The 20,931-nt window shown below is 70.1% G+C and carries 19 protein-coding genes and 1 tRNA gene; 13 read left to right on the top strand and 7 right to left on the bottom strand.

The genetic code is table 11. From position 1 onward, the window contains the following. Positions 1-148: 148 nt before the first annotated feature. Complete coding sequence (locus AB0M82_RS12265) at positions 149-1,375, bottom strand: S53 family peptidase (RefSeq protein ID WP_364720427.1); 1,227 nt, start codon at positions 1,373-1,375, stop codon at positions 149-151. Between the two features lie 266 nt (positions 1,376-1,641). Between AB0M82_RS12265 and AB0M82_RS12260 the strand changes: the two genes are divergently transcribed. Continuing rightward, a complete protein-coding gene (locus AB0M82_RS12260; RefSeq protein WP_364720425.1) occupies positions 1,642-3,963 on the top strand; it encodes a chitobiase/beta-hexosaminidase C-terminal domain-containing protein in 2,322 nt (773 codons plus the stop codon). A gap of 107 nt (positions 3,964-4,070) precedes the next feature. Here the strand turns inward: AB0M82_RS12260 and AB0M82_RS12255 are convergent, their stop codons facing one another. After that, positions 4,071-5,075: an erythromycin esterase family protein gene (locus tag AB0M82_RS12255; RefSeq protein WP_364720423.1), complete on the bottom strand. Its 1,005-nt coding sequence runs from the start codon at positions 5,073-5,075 to the stop codon at positions 4,071-4,073. A 17-nt stretch (positions 5,076-5,092) separates the two neighbouring features. Between AB0M82_RS12255 and AB0M82_RS12250 the strand changes: the two genes are divergently transcribed. Continuing rightward, positions 5,093-5,794 carry a TioE family transcriptional regulator gene (locus AB0M82_RS12250; protein WP_364720420.1) on the top strand — a complete coding sequence of 234 codons (702 nt, stop codon included), beginning with the start codon at positions 5,093-5,095 and terminating at the stop codon, positions 5,792-5,794. Here the strand turns inward: AB0M82_RS12250 and AB0M82_RS12245 are convergent. After that, complete coding sequence (locus AB0M82_RS12245; RefSeq protein ID WP_364720463.1) at positions 5,783-6,556, bottom strand: ion transporter; 774 nt, start codon at positions 6,554-6,556, stop codon at positions 5,783-5,785. The genes AB0M82_RS12250 and AB0M82_RS12245 overlap by 12 nt on opposite strands. Before the next feature lie 212 nt (positions 6,557-6,768). On the opposite strand from AB0M82_RS12245, the gene AB0M82_RS12240 reads away from it, so the two are divergent. Both AB0M82_RS12240 and AB0M82_RS12235 read left to right on the top strand, forming a co-directional pair. Then, positions 6,769-8,160 carry an MFS transporter gene (locus AB0M82_RS12240; protein ID WP_364720417.1) on the top strand — a complete coding sequence of 464 codons (1,392 nt, stop codon included), beginning with the start codon at positions 6,769-6,771 and terminating at the stop codon, positions 8,158-8,160. Positions 8,161-8,174: 14 nt separating this feature from the next. After that, positions 8,175-8,816, top strand: a complete 642-nt coding sequence (locus AB0M82_RS12235) for a TetR/AcrR family transcriptional regulator (RefSeq protein WP_364720415.1) — start codon at positions 8,175-8,177, stop codon at positions 8,814-8,816. On the opposite strand, the gene AB0M82_RS12230 is transcribed toward AB0M82_RS12235, so the two are convergent. Together AB0M82_RS12230 and AB0M82_RS12225 are read right to left on the bottom strand one after the other, a co-directional pair. After that, positions 8,813-9,691: an alpha/beta hydrolase gene (locus tag AB0M82_RS12230; RefSeq protein WP_364720413.1), complete on the bottom strand. Its 879-nt coding sequence runs from the start codon at positions 9,689-9,691 to the stop codon at positions 8,813-8,815. The two genes, AB0M82_RS12235 and AB0M82_RS12230, sit on opposite strands and share 4 nt — an antisense overlap. A gap of 54 nt (positions 9,692-9,745) precedes the next feature. Then, positions 9,746-10,720 carry a WYL domain-containing protein gene (locus AB0M82_RS12225; protein ID WP_364720410.1) on the bottom strand — a complete coding sequence of 325 codons (975 nt, stop codon included), beginning with the start codon at positions 10,718-10,720 and terminating at the stop codon, positions 9,746-9,748. A 75-nt stretch (positions 10,721-10,795) separates the two neighbouring features. On the opposite strand from AB0M82_RS12225, the gene AB0M82_RS12220 reads away from it, so the two are divergent. Continuing rightward, complete coding sequence (locus tag AB0M82_RS12220) at positions 10,796-11,134, top strand: nuclear transport factor 2 family protein (protein WP_364720461.1); 339 nt, start codon at positions 10,796-10,798, stop codon at positions 11,132-11,134. Positions 11,135-11,213: 79 nt separating this feature from the next. Here AB0M82_RS12220 and AB0M82_RS12215 read toward each other — a convergent pair whose 3' ends face one another. Then, positions 11,214-12,194 carry a LacI family DNA-binding transcriptional regulator gene (locus AB0M82_RS12215; RefSeq protein WP_364720408.1) on the bottom strand — a complete coding sequence of 327 codons (981 nt, stop codon included), beginning with the start codon at positions 12,192-12,194 and terminating at the stop codon, positions 11,214-11,216. A gap of 286 nt (positions 12,195-12,480) precedes the next feature. Between AB0M82_RS12215 and AB0M82_RS12210 the strand changes: the two genes are divergently transcribed. The 3 genes from AB0M82_RS12210 to AB0M82_RS12200 are packed head-to-tail and all read left to right on the top strand — an operon-like array spanning position 12,481 to position 13,600. Continuing rightward, the gene (locus AB0M82_RS12210; RefSeq protein WP_364720405.1) at positions 12,481-12,927 is read left to right on the top strand and encodes an STAS domain-containing protein; all 447 of its coding nucleotides are present in this window, start codon (positions 12,481-12,483) and stop codon (positions 12,925-12,927) included. Next, positions 12,924-13,403 (top strand): hypothetical protein, encoded by a 480-nt coding sequence (locus AB0M82_RS12205; protein WP_364720403.1) that lies wholly within the window; start codon positions 12,924-12,926, stop codon positions 13,401-13,403. Before AB0M82_RS12210 ends, AB0M82_RS12205 begins: the two co-directional genes overlap by 4 nt. Positions 13,404-13,429: 26 nt before the next feature. After that, positions 13,430-13,600 (top strand): hypothetical protein, encoded by a 171-nt coding sequence (locus AB0M82_RS12200; protein WP_364720401.1) that lies wholly within the window; start codon positions 13,430-13,432, stop codon positions 13,598-13,600. An 81-nt stretch (positions 13,601-13,681) separates the two neighbouring features. On the opposite strand, the gene AB0M82_RS12195 is transcribed toward AB0M82_RS12200, so the two are convergent. Continuing rightward, positions 13,682-13,754: transfer RNA gene (locus tag AB0M82_RS12195), tRNA-Thr, on the bottom strand. 179 nt (positions 13,755-13,933) lie between these two features. Here AB0M82_RS12195 and AB0M82_RS12190 point away from each other — a divergent pair. The 5 genes from AB0M82_RS12190 to AB0M82_RS12170 all read left to right on the top strand — a co-directional run bounded on the left by AB0M82_RS12190 (position 13,934) and on the right by AB0M82_RS12170 (position 20,908). Further along, entirely contained in the window at positions 13,934-15,439 is a 1,506-nt protein-coding gene (locus AB0M82_RS12190) for a threonine/serine exporter family protein (protein ID WP_364720399.1), read from the top strand. A gap of 82 nt (positions 15,440-15,521) precedes the next feature. Further along, complete coding sequence (locus tag AB0M82_RS12185) at positions 15,522-16,964, top strand: trehalose-6-phosphate synthase (RefSeq protein ID WP_364720396.1); 1,443 nt, start codon at positions 15,522-15,524, stop codon at positions 16,962-16,964. 124 nt (positions 16,965-17,088) lie between these two features. Then, positions 17,089-19,623 carry a trehalose-phosphatase gene (otsB, locus tag AB0M82_RS12180; RefSeq protein ID WP_364720393.1) on the top strand — a complete coding sequence of 845 codons (2,535 nt, stop codon included), beginning with the start codon at positions 17,089-17,091 and terminating at the stop codon, positions 19,621-19,623. A gap of 84 nt (positions 19,624-19,707) precedes the next feature. Continuing rightward, complete coding sequence (locus AB0M82_RS12175) at positions 19,708-20,235, top strand: hypothetical protein (RefSeq protein ID WP_364720391.1); 528 nt, start codon at positions 19,708-19,710, stop codon at positions 20,233-20,235. A gap of 106 nt (positions 20,236-20,341) precedes the next feature. Further along, positions 20,342-20,908 carry a helix-turn-helix domain-containing protein gene (locus AB0M82_RS12170; protein ID WP_364720389.1) on the top strand — a complete coding sequence of 189 codons (567 nt, stop codon included), beginning with the start codon at positions 20,342-20,344 and terminating at the stop codon, positions 20,906-20,908. The last annotated feature ends 23 nt before the right edge of the window (positions 20,909-20,931 follow it).

Raw genomic sequence — 20,931 nt, 5'->3', positions numbered from 1 at the left:
CGCGACGGCCGCGGCCGCCGCGGCGCACCCTTGGTGGTCGGCCGCGCACCCCCCCCCCTTCCCCGGGAGCCCCAAGTCCGTGATTGTCGCATTGAGGGACTTGAAGTCCCTCAATGCGACATTCACGGCTTTCCGGCGGACAACCCGGTCAGAAACCTGACGTCCCGTTGGGGGTGCCAAGGCCGGTGGGCCCGTCGTACCCGGGCCCCGCGGTGCAGAGGTAGCTTCCGCCGCAGCTGCCGTTCGACCCCGACGTCACGTCGAACAGCCCGCTGGTGTGCGCGTAGGGGTACGACCCCGAAGTCACGGAGTTCCCCGCCAACGCGTACACGCTCGCGATCACCGGCGAAGACAGGCTCGTGCCGCCCACCTGCACCCAGCCGTCCGCGCCCTGGGCCAACCCCAGCGACAGCAGCGCGTCACACCAGGACGAGCTGCCACAGCTGTTGTACGTGTCGTAAACCCCGAGCCCGGTGGCCGGGTCCGCGACCGCCGAGACGTCGGCGACGGTCCTCTTCGCGCATCCGGTGTCGTGCTGCCACGAAGGCTTCGGTTCCAGCGCCGAACACCCGCTGCCGCTGCCCTTCCACGTCGTTTCCGACCAGCCTCGCGTCGTCCCGGAAGCCTTCTTCAACGTCGTGCCGCCCACCGCCGTGACGTACGGCGAGGACGCCGGCCAGCTGACGCCGTAACCGGAGTCGCCGGAGGACGCCGTGATCGCGATGCCCGGGTGGTTCAGGTGCGCGTCCGCGGCGAGGATCGTCGAGTCCTCGGTGCCGCCGTAGCTGTTGGAGATCGCCACGACGCCCGGCGTCGCCGCCGCCGTGTCGACCGCCGTCATCAGCGGATCGGAATCCGGGGAGCTGGCCTCCACCAACAGGATGTGGCAGTCCGGGCAGGTCGCCGACACCGCGTCGAGGTCGAGGCTGATCTCCATCGCCCAGCCGTAGTCGGGCGCGGGCAGCGGGCTCGCCGCGCCGTTCTGGTTGACCTTCTTGAAGCAGCCGTTGGCCGTCGTGCACGGCGGAAGCCCGCGCGTGGAACGAAACTTCGCCAGGTCGGCTTCCGCGGTCGGCGCGTCCATGGCGTCCACAATGGCCACGGTGCGGCCGTTCGCGTGCAACCCGCCCAGGTGGTACGCGGCCTGGATCTCGGCCGGCCCGTAGCCGACCGGGGTCGACGTCAGCAGCGGGCCGGAGCCCTTCGGCGACCGGATCGCCTTGCCGAGGCAATGCAGCTTCCCCGCGGTCGCGCAGCCGAAGTCGACGAACCCGCCGCTTCTCAGCGGCGTGGCGCCGGCGGGAGCGGCGACCGCGAGCGGGGCCACCGCGAGCAGGAGGGCCAGGACGAACGTCTTGCCACGGGAAGGTGCCAATCGGACTCCTCGGTCGGGACCGTGTTGTGGCACGGGATCGTCGCATGTCACTCGACCGTGGTCACCTCTTCGACGGATGTTTCTCGGTTCAGTGATTCGCCCACTTCGCGGCAAACCGGACCATCGGTCACACAACGCCTCACCCGAGGAGTTATTGGTCCAGACAAGTGTTATCAAAAAGTGACCGAAGCGCCCGGCGGCGGCGTCTACTTTGTTGTGACTCACAACAAATGCTCGTGGATCCCCAACGGCGGAGGTGTCACGGCGTGAACCGGACCTTGGACAAGCTTCGACGACGCGGACCGAGGCTGGCGCTCGCCGCCTCGGCCCTGCTGGTGGCGGCCGGGCTGAACGCCCCCGCCGCGCTCGCCGCGGACGACTACACGCAGAGCGTCACGCAGCTGAGCGCGACGCAGGCCCAGATCTCCTTCACCCCGGTGACGCCGGCGCTCTACGTCGACGTCCACTACACCGGCGTGCCGGGCCTCGGCCAGCAGAACGTCCGGATGACCAACGGCTCCGGCACCTGGCGCGCCGGAGTCAACGGCCTGAGCAGCGGAAACGTTCTCGACTACTGGTTCACCTACGAGAAGAGCGGCCCGCAGTACGACACCCCGCACTTCAGCTACACCCAGGGGCAAAGCACGACGACGGTCGCCGCGCCGACGTTCAATCCGCCCGGCGGCACCTACTCGAGCACGCAGACGGTGACCATCAGCACCGCCACGGCCGGCGCGACCATCAGGTACACAGTGGACGGTTCGACGCCGACCGCGTCGTCCACCGTCTACACCGGACCGATCAGCGTCCCGGCGTCCCGCACGGTCAACGCGATCGCGACGAAGTCCGGCTCGACGGACTCGGCGGTGTCGAGCGCGAGCTACACGATCGGCGCCCAGGCGGGCTGTCCGGCGCAGTCCGACACCCCGGACTTCGGGCCGAACGTGCGGATCTTCGACCCGGGCATGTCCGCGGCGACGATCCAGGCGCAGCTCGACACCGACTTCGCCAACCAGAAGGACACGCTCACCGCGCAGTTCGCCGATCGCCGGGTCGCCCACCTCTTCAAGCCGGGCACCTACAACGTGCACGACAACGTCGGGTTCTACACCTCGGTGGCCGGCCTTGGCCAGAACCCCGGCGGCGTCGTGATCAACGGCGACATCACCGTGGACGCCTTCAACGCGTCCGACAACGGCGTCGCGCTGCAGAACTTCTGGCGGTCGGCGGAGAACATGGCCGTCAACCCCTCGAGCGGCAACGACCGCTGGGCGGTGGCGCAGGCCGCGCCGTTCCGCCGGATGGACATCCGCGGCGGGCTGCAGCTGTACCCGGCGAGCTACGGCTACGCCAGCGGCGGCTACATCGCCGACTCGAAGGTGTCCGGCCAGGCCGCGTCGGTGTCGCAGCAGCAGTGGTACACCCGCGACTCGAGCCTGGGCAGCTGGAACGGCGGCGTGTGGAACATGGTCTTCTCCGGCACGAGCGGCGCGCCGGCGAACACGTTCCCGAACCCGCCGGAGACCACGCTGGCCACGACGCCGGTCTCGCGGGACGTGCCCTACCTCTACGTCGACGGCGCCGGCAAGTACCGCGTGTTCCTGCCTTCCCTGCGCACCAACGCCTCCGGGCCGAGCTGGGCCAGCGGCAGCACGCCGGGCACGTCGGCGCCGATGAGCCAGTTCCACGTCGTGAAGGCGGGCGACACGGCCGCGTCGATCAACAACGCCCTCGCCGCCGGCTGCGACCTGTTCTTCACCCCGGGCATCTACCACCTCGACCGGACGCTCAACGTGACCCGCGCGAACACCACGGTCCTCGGCATCGGCTACCCGACGCTGGTGCCCGACAACGGCGTCAACGCGATGCAGGTGTCCGATGTGGACGGCGTGCGGCTCAAGGGCCTGCTCTTCGACGCGGGCACGGCGAACTCGCAGGCCCTGCTGACGGTGGGTCAATCGGGCTCGTCGGCGAACCACGCCGGGAACCCGACGACGGTCCAGGACGTCTTCTTCCGGATCGGCGGGCAGCTCGCGGGCAAGGCGACGAACAGCCTGATCGTCAACAGCGCCAACACGATCATCGACCACATCTGGGCGTGGCGCGCCGACCACGGCAACGCGGGCACGGTCGGCTGGAACACCAACACCGCCGACACCGGGCTCGTGGTGAACGGCGCGAACGTGCTGGCCACCGGGCTGTTCGTCGAGCACTACCAGAAGTACCAGGTGATCTGGAACGGCCAGGGCGGCCGAACGATCTTCTTCCAGAACGAGATGCCCTACGACGTGCCGAACCAGGCGTCGTGGAACGCGCCGTCGGGTGTCGCGGGGTATGCCGCCTACAAGGTCGCCGCGAACGTGACGTCCCACGAGGCGTGGGGCCTGGGAAGCTACTGCTTCTTCGACACGAACCCGGCGGTGTCCAGCTACCACGCGTTCGAAGTGCCGAACAACGGCGGCGTTCGGTTCCACAGCCTGCTGACGGTGTCGCTCAACTACCGCGGCACGATCACGCACGTCGTCAACGACACGGGCGGCGTCACGCCTTCGGGCACGGTGCCGGTGAACGTGGTCAGCTACCCCTGATCAGCGACAGCATAAGTTCGCACTCGCAAACGAGTAACGCCACTTTCGCTATGAAAGTGCGACTTTGAAACGCAAAGTGGCCGCACTTTCATAGCGAAAGCTGCGTTTCAGGCGATGTGCCACACCGCGTCGGCGCCGTCGAGCAGCTCTTGGTCGAGCCCGAAGTAGCCCCGTTCGGGCTTGGTGTCGGCGCGTTTGCGGCCGGCCGGGATGTCGGCGGTCAGTGTCCAGGTCTTCGTACCGCGCTGCAGCAGGCCTTCGTAGGTGCCCGGATCCGGGTCGCCGAGGCCGATGGCTTCGCTGTGACCGAGGCTGCCCGCGACGAAGGCGTACCGGTCGCCGAGCAGCGACGCGACGATCGCGCCCGCGCCGGACCCCGAGCGTCGCAGGTGACCGTTGTGCGCGAACACCAGCGTCGGGCCGCGGCGGGCCTCGACGGCCCGGATGTCCAGCAGGTTCTCGGCCATGAGCACCGCGCGCATGCCCGCGAGCCGCGAGATTCTCGTGTCCCGGTCGCCGGGTTCGGCCGATGCCGCGTGGTAGCGCAGCAGGCCGCGCCCGGCGGTGGCGTGGACCTTGGCCCGCTCCCAGGCCTCGCGGTCCGCGGTGCGCCGGGGCGCCTGGGCGAGGAGGGCGACGAGCAGGTCGTCCGCGATGACGCGCAGCTCGCGGGCCTCGGCTGACGCGCCCGGTGACGCGGCCGGGTCGAGGATCGCCTCGGACCGGCTCCACCGCTCGTCGTCGCCGGTCAGAGCGGCGACGTCGGCGTCGAGGCCCAGGTAGTCGCGGGCGTGTTCGAGGTAAGCGCGCGGGCTGGGGGCGCTGAACATCTCGGTGGGGGCGTCGAAGCCGTGGAAGGCCAGCGGTTCGTCGGCGTTCGCGTTGTACTCGCGCAGCCACGCGACCAGCTGCCGGTTGGCGTCCACTTCGCCCAAGCCGTGCGTGAACCCGTCGTCGAGCGCGGCGACGCGGTCGGTCTCCAGCGCGATCGACCGGAACCCGTGCTCGGCGAGCCGCGCGAAGAGGTCGTTGCGGAGCAGCGCGAAGGCCGGTTCGAAGTGGGTGGGTTCGCCGAACGCGAGCAGTTCGGCGGTGAAGTCCATGAGGTCCATGTGGTTGAATCGTATCGTTGAAGACTCGATTGAGACCTGCTGACCTCGCCCGTGAGCACGGCATCTCCACGCAGGCGGTCCGCAACTACGAGCGGGACGGCTTCCTCCCCCCGGCCGCGCGCACACCGAGCGGTTACCGGGTCTACACGGAGGTCCACGCGGCAGCACTACGGGCGTTCCTGGCTCTGGCCCCGGCCTACGGGCACGCGACAGCCGGCGGGATCATGCGCGCCGTCCACGACGACGACCTCGGCCGCGCGCTGACGCTCGTCGACCGCGGCCACGAGCAGCTGCTCCGGGACCGCGAAACCCTCAACACGGTCCGGAAGGCGATCGGCCACCTGACGACCGCGCCGGCACCCGAGCCGGCCGCGACCGGCTGGTCGATCGGCGAACTCGCGCATCGCCTCGGCGTCACCGCGGCGACCGTCCGCGCCTGGGAACGCGCGGGCATCCTCGTCCCGGCGCGCAACCGCGCGACCGGCTACCGGATCTTCCGCGCGGCCGACATCCGCGACGCCGAGCTGGCCCACCTGCTCCGCCGCGGCGGCTATCCACTGGCCCACATCGCGACGGTGGTCGAGCAGGTCCGCACGGCAGGCGGCACCGAGTCACTGGTCCAAGCGCTCGAAACCTGGCAGGGCAGGCTCACCGCCCGCGGCCTGGCGATGCTCGACGCGGCCACCCGGCTCAGCGCGTACCTGGCCTCACGGTCGTGAATTCGGGTGCAGCCGGTCGTACTCGAGCGCGGCCGAGCGCTGGGTCCGCGTAGGGAGGGCTTGTTCCCCCTCCTCGCTGCCGACCTCGTTGAGCCCGAGCTGCACGGCCAGCCGGATCTGCTCACGGTTCTCGCGGACGACGGCGGAGAAGAAGTCGTCGATCCGCGGGTCGACGAGCACTTCGAGCAGCACGCGGAACGACGTGTCGACGACGGTGCGCACGATCTCGTCGTGGAACGGGAGCCGTTTGAGCTTCCCGAGCTGCGGGTCGGCGGCGATCTTCTCGGTGATGATGGCGCGCAGCTCGTCCTTGTGGACCCCCAGCGACTTGGCCAGGTTTTCCGGGTAGTTGCCGGTTTCCAGTACCTTGACGACCTCGTCGAGCACCGCGACGGTGATCGGCTTCTTGATCGCCCGCACGATCGGGTCGGAGAGCTTGTCGACGAGCCGGTAGGTGAACTGCTCGCCGACGGCCCGGTCCGCGGCCCGCCCGATCCGGACGAGCAGCAGCACGACGGAGACGAACCGGTGCCCCACCATCGCCGGGTGCGCCACGGGGATCATCGCGAACAGCTCGTACCAGTTGCGCACCAGGAACTTCTTGGCCCACCGGCGTTTCCGCCACCGCCACAGGAACTCGAGCAGGAACACCCCGCAGATCCCGCAGTCGACGGCGAAGATCACCAGCCCGGCCTCCCGTGACGGCGGGCTGAGCACCATGAACCCCAGCAATCCGACCGAACCGGCGGCGAGGACGAACATGATCCAGTCGTCGGCGCGCACGTTCCCGGGCAGGATCCCGGTGTTGAGCTCCGGCTCGCGGACGTCGCGAAGGGTGGCCATGCCCGATGATGGCACGCACCGTTCTGATCAGCCGGTTCGCCGACCCACGCAGTTAATCAAACAGATGGTTGACACAGCTGACTGTCTCGTTGATTATCGACATCGGTCGTCAGCGGAAGAAGGGGGACGTCGTGACGAAACACGCGCTGAGGTGGTGGGCACTGGCGGTCGCGGTGCTCGCGGTCCTGGTGGACATGATCGACAACCAGATCGTGGCGGTGGCGCTGCCCACCATCCAGCGCGAGCTGGGCACCGGGGAGTCCGCACTGCAGTGGATTTCGGCCGGCTACGCGCTGGGGTTCGCGCTCACGCTGATCACCGGCGGCCGCCTGGGCGACCGGCACGGGACGAAGAAGCTGTTCGTGGCCGGCATGGCCGTGTTCGCGGCGGCCTCGCTGGCCGCCGGTCTCGCCGGGCACGTCGGCGTGCTGATCGCCGCGCGCGTGGTGCAGGGCGTCGGGTCCGGGTTGATGGTGCCGCAGGTCCTTTCGTTCATCCACGCGGAGTTCGACGAGCAGGAGCGGCCGAAGGCGATGACCTGGTACGCGGGCGCGTTCCCGCTCGGCGGGCTCGCCGGTCCGCTGCTGGGCGGCGCGCTGACCCAGGCCGACCTGTTCGGCACCGGGTGGCGCGCGATCTTCCTGGTGAACGTGCCCATCGGGGTGCTCGCGCTGATCGGCGCACTCGGCACCATGCCGAGCCGGCCGGGGTTCTTCCGGCACCGCATGGACCCGGTCGGCCTCGCCCTGCTGACCGCCGCGCTGTTCGCGGTGTTCTTCCCGCTGGTGCAGGGCCGCGAGCTGGGCTGGCCGGGGTGGTCGATCGTGCTGCTGGTGGCGGCCGTCCCGTTGTTCGGCGCCTTCGCGCTGCACCAACGGCTTCAGTCCCGCCGCGGCGGCGAACCGCTGATCCCGCCGGAGATGCTGAAGCACCTGGCCGGGAGCCAGGCGGTCCTGCTCTGCGTCAACACCGCGGTCGGCGTGTTCTTCGTCCTCACGCTGCACCTGCAGCTCGGGCTCGGGTTCTCGCCGTGGGAAGCGGCGGTGACGTTCGCGCCGGCGACGATCGGCATCGTCGCCGGCAACGTCCTGGGCATGCGGCTCGCCCCGAACCTCGGGCGAGCGTTCACCGCGGGCGCCGTCGCGGTGTTGCTGGTAGGACTGGTCGCGATCGCGCTCTTGGTGCTGTGGCTGGGTTCCGCGTTGCCGGGGTGGGCGCTGCTGGTGCCCGTGATCGCCGTCGGGCTCGGCGTGGGCGCGGTGCTGAACGCGCTGTTCGCCGTCTCCATGTCAGCGGTCCGGCCGGAGCAGGCCGGCGCCGCATCCGGCGTCGTGAACACCACCGTCCAGCTCGGCACGGCGACCGGGATCGCGGTGTCCGGCACGGTGTTCTTCACCCACCTGGACAACGGGTACGAGGCCGCGACGGCGGGCGCGCTCGTGGTCAGCGCCGGAGTGCTGGTGCTGGCTCTCGTGCTCACGCTCTGTCAACCGTCCGTGCGGCAGAGTCAAGCAGTTGGTTGACGTATAGTCGCGGCGTGACCGCGTCGAAGCCCCGCCGTTCGCCGAAGCCGCAGGAGCGGCAACGGGATCCGGAACGCACCCGCCGGCTGATCCTGGAAGCGGCGGGCGCGGAGTTCGCGGCGAAGGGGTACGCGGGCGCGCGGATCGCGGCGATCGCGGCGCGGGCCGGCGTGAACCAGCAGCTGATCTCGTACTACTTCGACGGCAAAGAAGGCCTGTACCGGGCGATGTCGGAGGCGTGGGGGCAGCGGCAGAGCGAGTTGATGCCCCCGGACCTGCCGCTGTCGGAGCAGGTGCGGCGGATCGCGCTGGAGGGCTTGTCCGGCCGCGACGGGATGCGGCTGGTGGCCTGGTCGGGGCTCGAGTACGAGGGCCCTGGCACCGATCCCGACCACGAGCCGCGGACGCGGCGGCTGGCCGGGTCGGTGGCCCATATGGAGTCGCTCAAAGCCGAAGGCCGGCTGCCCGAGTGGGTCGATCCGGCCTGCCTCACGGTGCTGCTGATGGCCGCCGCGATGGCGCCGGTGACCCTGCCGCACGTGATCGACGGGCTGACCGGAACCGCTCCGGACGCGCCGGAGTTCGTGCGGCGGTACGCCGACCAGCTCGCCAAGCTGGTCGAGCACCTCGGCCGCCCACAATCCTCCGTGGACTAGTCCGTTGTGGATGGTTCGAGGACCTCGCGCAGCTTCTTGGCGAAGGCCTCGGGCTGGCCGGCGTAGCCGAACTCGCCGCCGAGGAAGCCGCCGTGGTGGCTGGGGAACACGGTCGCCTGCTGCCCGAGCAGTTCGGCGGTCGCGAGCGCCGCGCGCCCGGTCATGACGTCGATGGACTCCTCGCCGACGGCGATCACGATGCGCGTCGGCGCCGCGGCCAGTGCGTCGACGTCGAGCTCGTAGGCGGAGACCGCCAGTGACCGGTCGGTCATCAGCGGGTCGTCCCGGCGGCCGTCGTCGTCGGCCGGCAGGCCGAACTGGGCCGGGTCCGCCGGCGGCAGGGCGAAGTAGGCGTCGGTGAACTCGCCCTTCCACGACGTCATCCTGATGAAAGCCGCCATGCCGGCGCCGAAGCCCCCGGCCTGGTAGGCGTCCCGGAAGCCCTGGCCGGCCCGCTCCGCCGCCGCGGCGTCCGGAAGCACGCGGACCAGGGGCGGTTCGTGGGCGACCAGAGTGCTCACGTCGGCAGGGTGGGCGGTGACGAGCGCGAGCCCGGCGACGGCGCCCCCGCTGCTCCCGAACACCTCGACCGGGCCGGCGCCGAGCGCCTCGATGACGGCGTGGAGATCATCGGCCTGGACGGCGGGCACGTGGTCTTCCCGCCCGTCCTTCCGGACGCTGCGCCCGAGGCCACGCGGGTCGTACGTGACCACGGTGCGGTCGGGAAAGTACGACGCCAGGGTGCTGAAGCCGGTGGCCTCCATGGGCTGCCCGACCATGAGCAGCGGCGGCCGCGGGCTGTCGGCGGGCGCCGGCCCGTGGACGTCGTAGACGATGCCCGCTTCGGACGTTTCCAGCGTGTACGTGGTGGTCATGGCCGGGAGACTAGACCCGGACACCGACAAAACGCGCTCATCGCCCGTCGACGGTCAGGACGTCACTCCGTAGCAGGCGGCGATCGCGGCGGCGCGGTTGCGCAGGGAGGTGCGCAACCACTGCGGGGCCAGTGCTTCCGCGTTCGTGGCGAGCTGCCACAACGCCCACTCGGCGTGTCTCGAATCCTGGAAGCTGACCTCCAGCCGCAGCCAGCCGTCCGCGTCGGTTTCTTCGGCGCGGACGGCCAGCGCCGTGCCCACCAGGTCCTCGCGCCGTGCCGGGTTCACCCGTACCAGCACCGCGACCTGGTCGCCGCCGGTCCGGAACCGCGTGCTGCGTTCCTGCCACACCCGGTCGAGGTCGACCCGGTCCGGTCGTTGCGCGGGTTCGGCGAGTTCCTCGGCGGCCAAGACGCGGGACAGCCGGTAGGTGCGGTCCTCGCCGGACCTCTTGGCCAGCAAGTAGCCCTGGTCGCGCACGGTGACCAGGCCGATCGGGTCCACCGTGCGCCACTGCGACGTCTGGTTCGCGGCCGCGTAGTGGATGCGCAGCTTGTGTCCCGCGAACACCGCGCGCCGGATCTCGGCGACCACGGCGTCGGGCACCTCCTCCGCGACCAGCCGGCGCGCGAGGAGGTCGGTCTCCGGGTCGATGAGCAATCGCTGGGCCGCGCCGGCCGCGGTGGCCCGATAGCTCTCGGGCAGCGCGTCGACCACCTTGCGCATGGCCGAAGCGAGCGCCGAGCCGAGCCCGAACGCCTGCGCGCCGCGCCGCGATCCGGCGACCAGCAGAGCGAGTGCCTCGTCGTGGTTCAGCCCGGTGAGCTCGGTCTGGAAACCGGGCAGCAAGGCGAACCCGCCGTGCCGGCCGCGTTCGGCGTACACCGGGACACCGGCCGCGGACAGCGCCTCGATGTCGCGCAGCACGGTGCGGGTGGACACCTCCAGCTCGCGGGCCAGCGCGGCCGCGGACAACCGGCCGTGCCGGCGCAGCAGCAGCACCAGCGAGACCAACCGGTCGGCGCGCACCCGAAAACTTTACCGGAATACACGACACAAGATGTCGTGATTGATGAGCAGGCTGAGCCCATGACAAGCAAGACGGTGGCCACCGAGCCGAACGATCTGGGCAGGTACTTCATCGAACGCGCCAACGAGGGCGACGTCGACGGACTGGTGGCGTTGTACGAATCGAACGCCGTGCTGGCGTTCCCGCCGGGCAACGTCGCGACCGGACACGCGGAGATCCGCAAGGTGTTCGAGGAGTTCGTCGCGGCCGCGCCGGTGCTCACGCCGGGTAGGCAGCACCCGGCGCTGGTGAGCGACGACCTGGCCCTCACGGTGTCCACCCTGACCACGGGTGAGATGACCGTCGAGATCGCCCGTCGCCAGCCGGATGGGTCCTGGCTGTGGGCCGTGGACCAGCCGGTGCTCGTGCCGTAGCGACCCGGCTCACGCGCCCCATGTGGCGTTCGGTGCGTCCACCGAACGCCACATCGGGTGCCCTGGACGCGACCGAAAGCTACGAGCTGCTCCGGACGGACAGCGAAACCGGCAAGCGGACGCGCCCCTCGTGAGCCGAGCCGGAGCCGAGCAGGACACGGGTCGCCGCCGCGGCGATCGCTTCCACCGGACTGGCCACCGACGTCAGCGGAACACTGGCCGACGCGGCCAGGACGCTGTCGTCGAAACCGACCACCGCGACGTCGTCGGGGACCCGGCGGCCGGACTCGGTCAACGCCTGCAGCACGCCCGACGCGGTCAGGTCGCAGGCGGCCACCACCGCGTCGATCCCCGGGTCGGCCAGCAGGAGCTGCCGGGTCCGGCGCAGCGCGGTGGCCCGGGTGAAGTCACCGGATCCGGAAATCGGCTCGAGCCCGAGCTCCCGCACCGCGTCGAGGTAGGCGGTTCGCCGGTCGGCCGCGCAGGGGCTGTGCGAAGGGCCGTCGACCGCCGCGATCCGCCGCCGGCCGCCTCGGTAAAGGTGGTGCACGGCCGCGCGGATCCCACCGGCGTTGTCGGGCTCGAAGTAGGGCACCTGCGACGCGGAGCGGCCGGCCGACACGACCCGGCCGTACACCGCGCGCAGCTGCCGGGCCAGTTCCGGCGCAACGTTGACCAGCAGCGCCCCGAGGGAGCGGTCCGGTCCCGGCCCGGTCAGCAGGACGTCCGTGTCCCGCTGACTCACCCGGCGGACGCGCAGCCGGACTCCGCTGTCGCCCAGTGCGCCGCTGACACCGGCGACCACGCGCGCGTAGTGGGGGTTCGCGCTCATCGCGAAGTCATCGTCGTCGACGATGACGATGTCGATCACGTCGGCCTGCCCGGAGGCCAGCGCCCGCGCGACCGGATCCGGCCGGTAGCCGAGCTCCCGGACGACCCGCCACACCCGCTGCCGCACCGGGGAGGTGACGCCGGGCTGGTCGTTGACGACGCGGGACACCGCGGACCGCGAAACCCCCGCGGCCCGGGCGACATCCTCCAACGTGGGCCGAGGCGACATCCGGGCAACTCCTCAAGTCGTGGCGGGGCGATGGCTGTCAGCCGCATTATGACCGACCACCGCGGCGCAGATGCCCGTCGAACCACTGGAGCGCCCGGCCCATCGCCACGCCGGTGCCGGGTTCACGCCGAGTCCCCCGGGCGCGTGGTTTCCATGCACCGATGTCGCGCGTATCGTTTTGCACGGTTAAGCCGAAGCCATGCCCGACAGATCCGGCCAGGGACCGCCGCCGTGGTTCATCAACGTAGACGACGCACGATCCCGGAGCACGTTTGGGAGAACGTCGATGATCAACCCGTCGGAGCGGCCTCACCTGCAGGTTCCGCCGCACTCGGGCGAGCCCCGTACTGCCGGCCTACCGGCGACCGCGGAACAAATGCTCGAGGTGCGCCGCGTTGTCCACCAGCCCGATCTGATGGTGATCGGGGTGGTGGGAGAGATCGACGAAATGTCGGTGAAGTTGCTGAATCACGCCTTGTGGCAGGACCTACCCGCGGCAACCGTGCTCGACTTGTCCCAAGTCACCTTCCTCGGCGTAGCCGGTCTGCGGGCCATCGCGTGCGCCGCTGAGCGGGCCCGGGCCGAGCACCGCCGGCTCGGGCTGGTCGTCACCACCCACCTGATCGCTCGAGTGCTTCGTATGTGCGGCATGGAGGACCTCCTGCCGACGTTCACGACCCTGTCCGACGCCGTACGGGAACTGTCCGGCCCGACCGTGCCGGCGAGGCGGTGACCGGCTCAGCCACCCTCTTCAGAGCCGCCAAGGGCTCGCAGCGCTGGTGGCGCGCGCTGGCCAACGACACCACGCTCGAGCAAGCCCAAGCTGGCGTCGACCAGCTCGCCGCCAAGATGGACAGCCGACGCCGAACCCGGGACGGTGAGCGCACCACAGCCGGTGAGCTCGCCACCGGCGAGCGGTTGCACCCGGCTCCGGCGGTCGCGTTCCGACAACTTGAACGCGATGGTCTTTCTTCTGCTTCGTGCAGCGCTGGCATGGGGAATCTTCAAGAAGCGATCGCGCTCTGCGAACGCCGGCGCGACGCACTCTCATTCTTCGAACAAGACAAAGACTCCCGCGCAAATTTTACACGATCGTATACGCAAACTGGAAAACAAGTCCACCTGATATACGACAATGGCCATCGTGACGCTGGGCGGCCAGCCACACCTTCACTTCTGACAAATCCTGACGCTACTTCAAAGGTCTGACAACTGCCACGTCGGAGAGCGGATAAATGAGCAAGAACAAGAAAAACTGGTTGATCACCGCAGGAATGACGCCAGTGAGCGTGGCGGGCTTCTACTGCGTGCTGTCCGATCCGCCGATCTGGTGGGCGGGGATTCTCGCCGCCGCGATCGTGCTCATTCTGCTCCTGCTGATGGGCTGGATCGCCGTGCGCCCCTAACGATGAGGAGCCGCCTTGCACAGAGCCTTATAGCGACGCAAAGGCCGTCCACTTCCCCGGTGGACGGCCTTTGACCTGCGGAGCCGCCAAGGGGGCTCGAACCCCTGACCTTCTGTTTACAAGACAGATGCTCTACCAGCTGAGCTATAGCGGCCTGGCGCCACGGCGCCGGACACAGTGTATCGGGCGGGCTCCGGTGCCGGCAGCAGAGGCGGGATCAGCTGGTCAGACCCACCTCCGGGCAACGTGGTGGACGACACTCCATGATCCGTGCAACGGTCGGAGCACGCGGGTCGATGGTCATCGAGGAACGAGCGAGGAGGTGGATGGATCATGAAGATCAGCGAGCGCACCAACGGGGGCAAAGCGACCAGATGGCCCCTCCTCGAACCTCCCGAACAAGCTCAGCGCCCGAGGGCCCACCGGCCGAACCTCGTCAAGCGCCGTCCCTGGCACGTCCTCGAAGCGCCGACCGGGGAGTTTCCCGCCGTCGACGCCGAAGAGGCCATGGGGCCTCAGCTGCCCGACGAGGCCACCGTCAACTTCGTGCTCGACCTCTCCCTGCGCATCGGGGAGGTCCAGATGGCCAGCGGCGCCGGCGCCTCCGACGTCACCGCGACGATCATCGCCATCGCCGGCGCGCTCGGGCTGCCGCACTGCGAGGTCGACGTCATCTTCACCTCGATCACCGTGACCTGCCACCGCGGCACCGACCTGACGCCGATCACCGCGCTGCGCGTCGTCCGGAGCCGGAGCCTCGACTACACCCGGCTGACCGAGACCGAGAAGCTCGTCCGCAAGATCGTCCGCGGGAACATGGGCGCCGAGCAGGCCCAGACCGAGCTGGAACGGATCACCTCCGCGCCACACCCGTATCCGCGCTGGGTCGCGACGCTGTCCTGGGGCGGCGTCGCCGCGTTCGTCACCATCCTGCTCGGCGGCGGGTTCGACATCGCGCTCGTCGCGTTCGTCATCAGCGGCGTCATCGACCGGGTCGGCCGGGTCGTGAACCGCTACGGGCTGCCGTTCTTCTTCCAGCAGGTGGTCGGCGGCCTGGTCGCCACGCTCTCGGCCATGGTCATCGTCAGCAGCAACGTCCTGACCACCGACAAACCGACGCTGGTCGTCGCGGCCGCGGTCACCGTGCTGCTGTCCGGGCTGTCCACCGTCTCGGCCGTGCAGGACGCCATCACCGGCTACAACGTCACCGCCGCCGGCCGCACCATGGAGACCGCGCTGATGTCGGCGGGCCTGATCGCGGGGGTCGTGCTCGCCCTGCGGATCGCCGTCATGCTCGGCCTGCCGCGCACCCCGCTGCCCGAGGTGACCGGGTCGACGCCGCAGCAGCTGCCGCTCGTCGTGCTCGGCGGAGCCGGCGCCGCCGCCTGCTTCGCGCTCGCCTCCTACTCCAAGATGCGCGCCATGCTGGTCGCGGCGGCCGCCGGAGGCATCGGCGCCGCCGTCTACGGCTCGCTGATGCTGGCCCGGCTGGACGGCGTCAGCTCGTCCGCGGTCGCCGCGACGCTGGTCGGGTTCTGCGGTGGCGTGCTCGCCCGGCGGCTCGGCGTCACGCCACTGGTGGTCGCCGTGTCCGGGATCACTCCGCTGCTTCCGGGCCTTTCGACCTACCGTGGTCTGTATCAGATCGGGGTCGAGCCGAGCGGCGACATTTCGACCTTGATGACGGCCGTCGCGATCGGGCTTGCGCTGGCAGCGGGCGTGGTACTCGGGGAATGGCTCGCCCAGCCGGTCCGCACCGGCCTGGGCAGGCTCGAGCGGCGGTTCGCCGGACCACGGATGGCTGGTCCGCTCGAACCGACCGAGCGAAGCTTGGAGTAACCCGGCGGTCACGCGCTGTTCATCGCTCACGCGATAGGGTTTCACTCTGGGGCCGCGACCCAGGACGCGAGGAGCAGCTGACGTGAGTGACAAGAAGGAGAACGGAAACCAGGCCGATTTCGTCGTGGTGGCGAACCGGCTACCGGTGGACCTCGAGCGCACGACCGACGGAGAGCGCCGCTGGACGGCCAGCCCGGGCGGGCTGGTCTCGGCGCTGGAGCCGTTCCTGCGCTCCCGGAAGGGCGCCTGGGTGGGCTGGCCGGGCGTGCCCGACGTCGACGTCGAGGAGTTCGACGACGACGGCCTCGTGCTGCACCCGGTCTCGTTGAGCGCCGACGAGGTCCGCGATTACTACGAAGGTTTCTCCAACGCGACGCTCTGGCCGCTCTACCACGACGTGGTCGAGCGCCCGGTGTTCGACCGCGCGTGGTGGAACAGCTACGTCACGGTGAACCGGCGCTTCGCGCAGGCCAGCGCCGAGGTCGCCGCCCCGGGCGCGACGGTGTGGATCCAGGACTACCAGCTCCAACTGGTGCCGGCGATGCTGCGTGAGCTGAGACCGGATCTGCGCATCGGCTTCTTCCTGCACATCCCGTTCCCGCCGGTCGAGCTGTTCATGCAGATGCCGTGGCGCGCCGCGATCATCCGCGGCCTCACCGGCGCGGACCTCGTCGGCTTCCACCGCCCCGGCGGGGCGCAGAACTTCCTCTGGCTGTGCCGCCAGCTGATCGGCCTCGAGTCGACGCGCGGCGCGGTCGGCGTGCGGTCTCGGCCGGGCACCATGCAGGTCGGTGACCGGACCGTCCGGGTCGGCGCCTTCCCCATCTCCATCGACGCGCCCGGCCTCGACGCGCTGGCCCGCACCAAGGGGGTCCAGGAGCGGGCCGCGCAGCTGCGGCGCGACCTCGGCAACCCCAAGACCGTCCTGCTCGGCGTCGACCGGCTCGACTACACCAAGGGCATCGACCTGCGGCTGCAGGCGCTGCACGAGCTGCTGCACGAAGGCAGGCTGCAGCCGGACGACGTCACGTTCGTCCAGCTCGCCACCCCCAGCCGCGAGCGGGTCGAGCACTACCAGCGGATGCGCGGCGAGATCGAGCAGATGGTCGGCCGGATCAACGGCGAGTTCTCCCGCGTCGGCCACCCCGTCGTGCACTACCTGCACCAGTCCGTCGACCGTACGGAGCTGGCCGCCTTCTTCTCGGCTGCTGATGTCATGGTGGTGACACCGCTGCGCGACGGCATGAATCTGGTGTGCAAGGAGTACGTCGCCGCACGGCACGATCTGGGCGGTGCGCTGGTACTTTCCGAGTTCGCCGGCGCGGCCGCCGAGCTCTCTAGCGCATTCCTCGTCAACCCCCACGACCTGGACGGGGTGAAGGATGCTCTAGTGGCTGCCATTACGCTCGACCCGGCTGAGGGCCGTCGCCGGATGCGCGCCATGCGTCGCCAGGTCCTCACTCATGACGTCGATCGATGGGCGCGCTCGTTCCTGCAGGCTTTGGGCGCGGAGGCGGTCGACTGACTGAGGGTTGTTCGGGCTAGGCCGCCGCAACGGGCCGCAGCTGGCACACCAGCGGCGACCTCGCGGCGGCCGACGGCTGAATAATCCTCACTTGTCCCGACCATGCACGAGCTCCTGAGGAGGAGTGTTGACTGCCGAGGCCCTGCCCGCCGAGCTAAGGCGCGCGATCGTCCAGATCGCCCGTACGCCGCGTTTGCTGGTCGCCTGCGATTACGACGGCACGCTGGCACCCATCACGCTCAACCCGGACGAGGCACGGCCACTGCCGGAGTCCGTCGGCGCCCTCAGATCGCTCGCCGGTCTGCACGAGACCACCACCGCGGTCATCTCGGGCCGCGCGCTGCGGGACCTCGCCACCCTTTCGCGGCTGCCCGCGGAGGTGAACCTCGTCGGCAGCCACGGCTCGGAGTTCGACATCGGCTTCATCCACGCGCTGGACGAGAAGGCGCGTGAGCTGCACCGGCGGCTCGAGACCGAGCTCGAACAACTGGTGCTGGACGTCCCTGGCGTGTCGCTCGAGGTGAAGCCGGCCAGCATCGCGGTGCACGTCCGCCGCGCCGAGCACGAGGCGGGCCGCCGCGTGCTCGCCTCTGTGCACTCCGGGCCGTCGAAGTGGGACGGCGTGTCGACCACCGACGGCAAGGAGGTCGTCGAGCTCGCGGTCGTCCAAACGGACAAAGGGCGCGCGCTGGACATCCTCCGCCACCAGGTCGGCGCGACGGCGGCCATCTTCCTCGGCGACGACGTCACCGATGAGAAGGCCTTCGCCCGCCTGTCGGGCCCCGACCTGGGCATCAAGGTGGGCGACGGCGAGACGCTCGCCGGGTTCCGCGTGCCGGACACCGTCGACGTCGCGCTCGTGCTCGGCTTCCTCCTGGAGGAGCGCCGCAACTGGCTGTACGGCGAGTCGGCGCCGCCGATCGAGCGGCTGTCGATGCTGGCCAACGAGCGGTCGGTCGCGCTGCTCACCCCGGACGCCAAGCTGACGTGGCTGTGCCACCCCGGCCCGGACGCGCCGGCGGTGTTCGCCGACCTGCTCGGCGGCGAGGGTGCGGGGCACTTTTCCATCAAGCCGAACCGCAACGGCCTCCCGCTGGGCCAGCGCTACCTGCCGAACACGATGACGGTCGAGACGCGCTGGTCGCGCCTGCTCGTCACCGACTACCTCGAGCCGGAAAGCGCTCCACACCGGACGGACCTGGTCCGGGTCATCTCCGGCGAGGCGGCGGCGGACGTCAAGTTCGCGCCGCGCCCGGAGTTCGGCGGCGTGCCGGTGAAGCTGGAAGTCACCGAGGGCGGCGTGCGGGTGCTCGGCACGTCGGAGCCGTTCGTGCTGTACTCGCCGGGCGTCGAGTGGACCATCACCTCGGACGGCCTGCACGACACCGCGGTCGCGCTGGTGCAGCCCACGCCGACCCGGCCGGTCGTGCTGGAGCTGCGCTGCGGCACCACGGACCTCGGCGCGCACGAACTGTCCGAAGTGGAACGCCGTGACCGCGCGGGCCGCTACTGGAGCGAGTGGACGTCGAAGCTGCAGCCGCCGAAGGTGCAGACCGACCTGGTGCTGCGCTCGGCGCTGACGCTGCGGGGCCTGGTCAACACCGACACCGGTGGCGTGCTCGCCGCGGCGACGTCGTCGCTGCCGGAGGAGATCGGCGGTGTCCGCAACTGGGACTACCGCTACTGCTGGATCCGCGACGCCGCGATGACCGTGCGGGAGCTCGTGCACCTGGGCTCGCTCGAGGAGGCCGAGGGCTACCTCCGGTGGCTGCACGGCGTGCTCGCCACGCTGGCCGGCCCGGAGCGGCTGCACCCGCTGTACACCCTGGCGGGCAGCGTGATCGGCGCCGAAGCGGTGATCGAGTCGCTGCCCGGGTACGCGGGTTCGCGGCCGGTGCGCGTCGGCAACCTGGCGAACCACCAGGTGCAGCTGGACGTCTTCGGCCCGGTCGTCGAGCTCGTGCAGACGCTGGCCGCGGCGCGCGGCGAGCTGCGCGACGAGGACTGGCAGATGGTGCGCGCGATGGCGGAAGCCGTGACGCGGCGCTGGAACGAGCCGGACCACGGGATCTGGGAGGAGCGGCACGTGCCGCGCCACCGGGTCTACTCGCGCGTCATGTGCTGGGTGACCATCGACCGGGCGATCAAGCTGGGCGAGCAGTACGGCCGGGACATCCCGGGCGGCTGGCCGGGGCTGCGCGAGGACATCAAGACCGACGTCCTCACGCACGGCTGGAACGACGAGGTCCAGGCGTTCACCACGGCCTACGACGGCACGGACCTGGACGCGGCGTCGCTGTTCGTCGGGCTCACCGGGCTGATCGACCCGGCCGACGAGCGCTTCCAGCAGACGGTGACCGCGATCGAGGCGGAGCTGCGCAGTGGGTCCACTGTGTACCGTTACCGCCGCGACGACGGCCTGCCGGGCGGCGAAGGCGGGTTCCACATCTGCGCGGCGTGGCTGATCGAGGCCTACCTGCTCACCGGGCGGCGCACGGAGGCGCAGGAGCTGTTCGACCAGATCGTCGCGGCGGCCGGCCCGACGGGTCTGCTGCCGGAGCAGTACGACCCGATCGCGGAACGGTCCCTCGGCAACCACCCGCAGGCCTATTCCCACATCGGGCTCATCAGGTGCGCCAACTTGCTGGCGGCCAGTTAGCCCTTTCGGTCCGAATGCCGTCAAGGCCACCTTGCGGGCGTCCGGCGCCCGTAAACTGGTTTTGACGGCATTCGGAGGTGGTGGATGCAGGGGACGTCCGGGCAGGTCGACTTCGTGCCGCTGCCGCCCCGGTTCGCCGCCCGGGTGCGGTGGGGCTCGGTGGTCGTCGGCTGTTCGATGATCGTCGGGATGGTGCTGCTCTTCGGGCTCACGACCTTCCTGCAGGGCGTCGTCCACGGCCACGCCTTCCCGGACACGTTGCTCGGCAAGGCCGCGGCGGTGCTGCCGACGCTGGGCGTGCTGGCGATCGCGGTGCTGGTGCTGAGCACCCGCCGCTGCCTGCGGGGCGACTACCTGGTGGTCGCCAGCGCGGCTTCGGCCCGCAGCGCGCTGCTGGTCACCTACATCCTGACGCTGATCCTGATCCTCGGCTCGTTCGCCGTGCCGATGGTGTTCCGGGTGTGGCGCGACAGCCCGGAGTTCCGGGCCCCGGACCTGCTCACGACGTTCGCGACGCTCGCCTTCGCCACCACGGGTTTCCTGGCGGCGATGTTCTACGTGCGGCCGTCGATGCAGACGCTCCGGAAGTTCAGCAACCACCCTATTTGGTGACGAAGCCGCGCTCGTCCCACTTTTGTCCACATTAGACGCTCGCCCCTTCCGGGTCGCGTGCACAGATTTCTTTGCATAATTTCCTTTGCACGGCTACTGTGGAGCCATGACCAGCGCTCCACCACCGGAAGAGCTCGACCCGGACGCTCTCAAGGCCGTCACGCACCCGCTGCGCCGCCGGATACTCGGCGTGCTGTCGGCCGGGCCGGCGACCGCCACGAAACTCGCGCAGGCCCTCGGCGAGAACACCGGTGCGACCAGCTACCACCTGCGGGAGCTGGCGCGGTTCGGGTTCGTCGAGGACGTCCCGGAGCTCGCCAAGGGCAAGGAACGGTGGTGGCGGACACGGCCGCGGGACATCCGCTGGCCGCGCCGCAGTGAGCAGAGCGCCGAATCCCGGGTGCTGTTCGACGACATGCAGCGCCAGGGGTTCGAGGACGACCTCGAAAAGCTCAACCGGTTCGCGGAAAAGCGTGACGAGCTGCCCGGCGCGTGGCCGGACTCGCTGCTCTTCTCGCGCGGCGCCACGTGGCTCACCGAAGAGGAGTCGCAGCAGCTCTGGCACGACTACATGGAGCTGTTCCGCCGGTACTGGCGGCCCGAGGACGACCGGTCACCGGAAGCGCGGCGCGTGCTCGTGCGCTGGCTCGCGTTCCCGGATCCAGGGGAATGACATGACAGGGGATTTCACATGCG

Origin of the sequence: Amycolatopsis sp. NPDC051128 (assembly GCF_040682715.1) — a bacterium.
Classification (GTDB): Bacteria; Actinomycetota; Actinomycetes; order Mycobacteriales; family Pseudonocardiaceae; genus Amycolatopsis.
The sequence above is the reverse complement of the archived record's forward strand: the minus strand, read 5'-3'. Positions and strand labels throughout refer to the sequence as shown.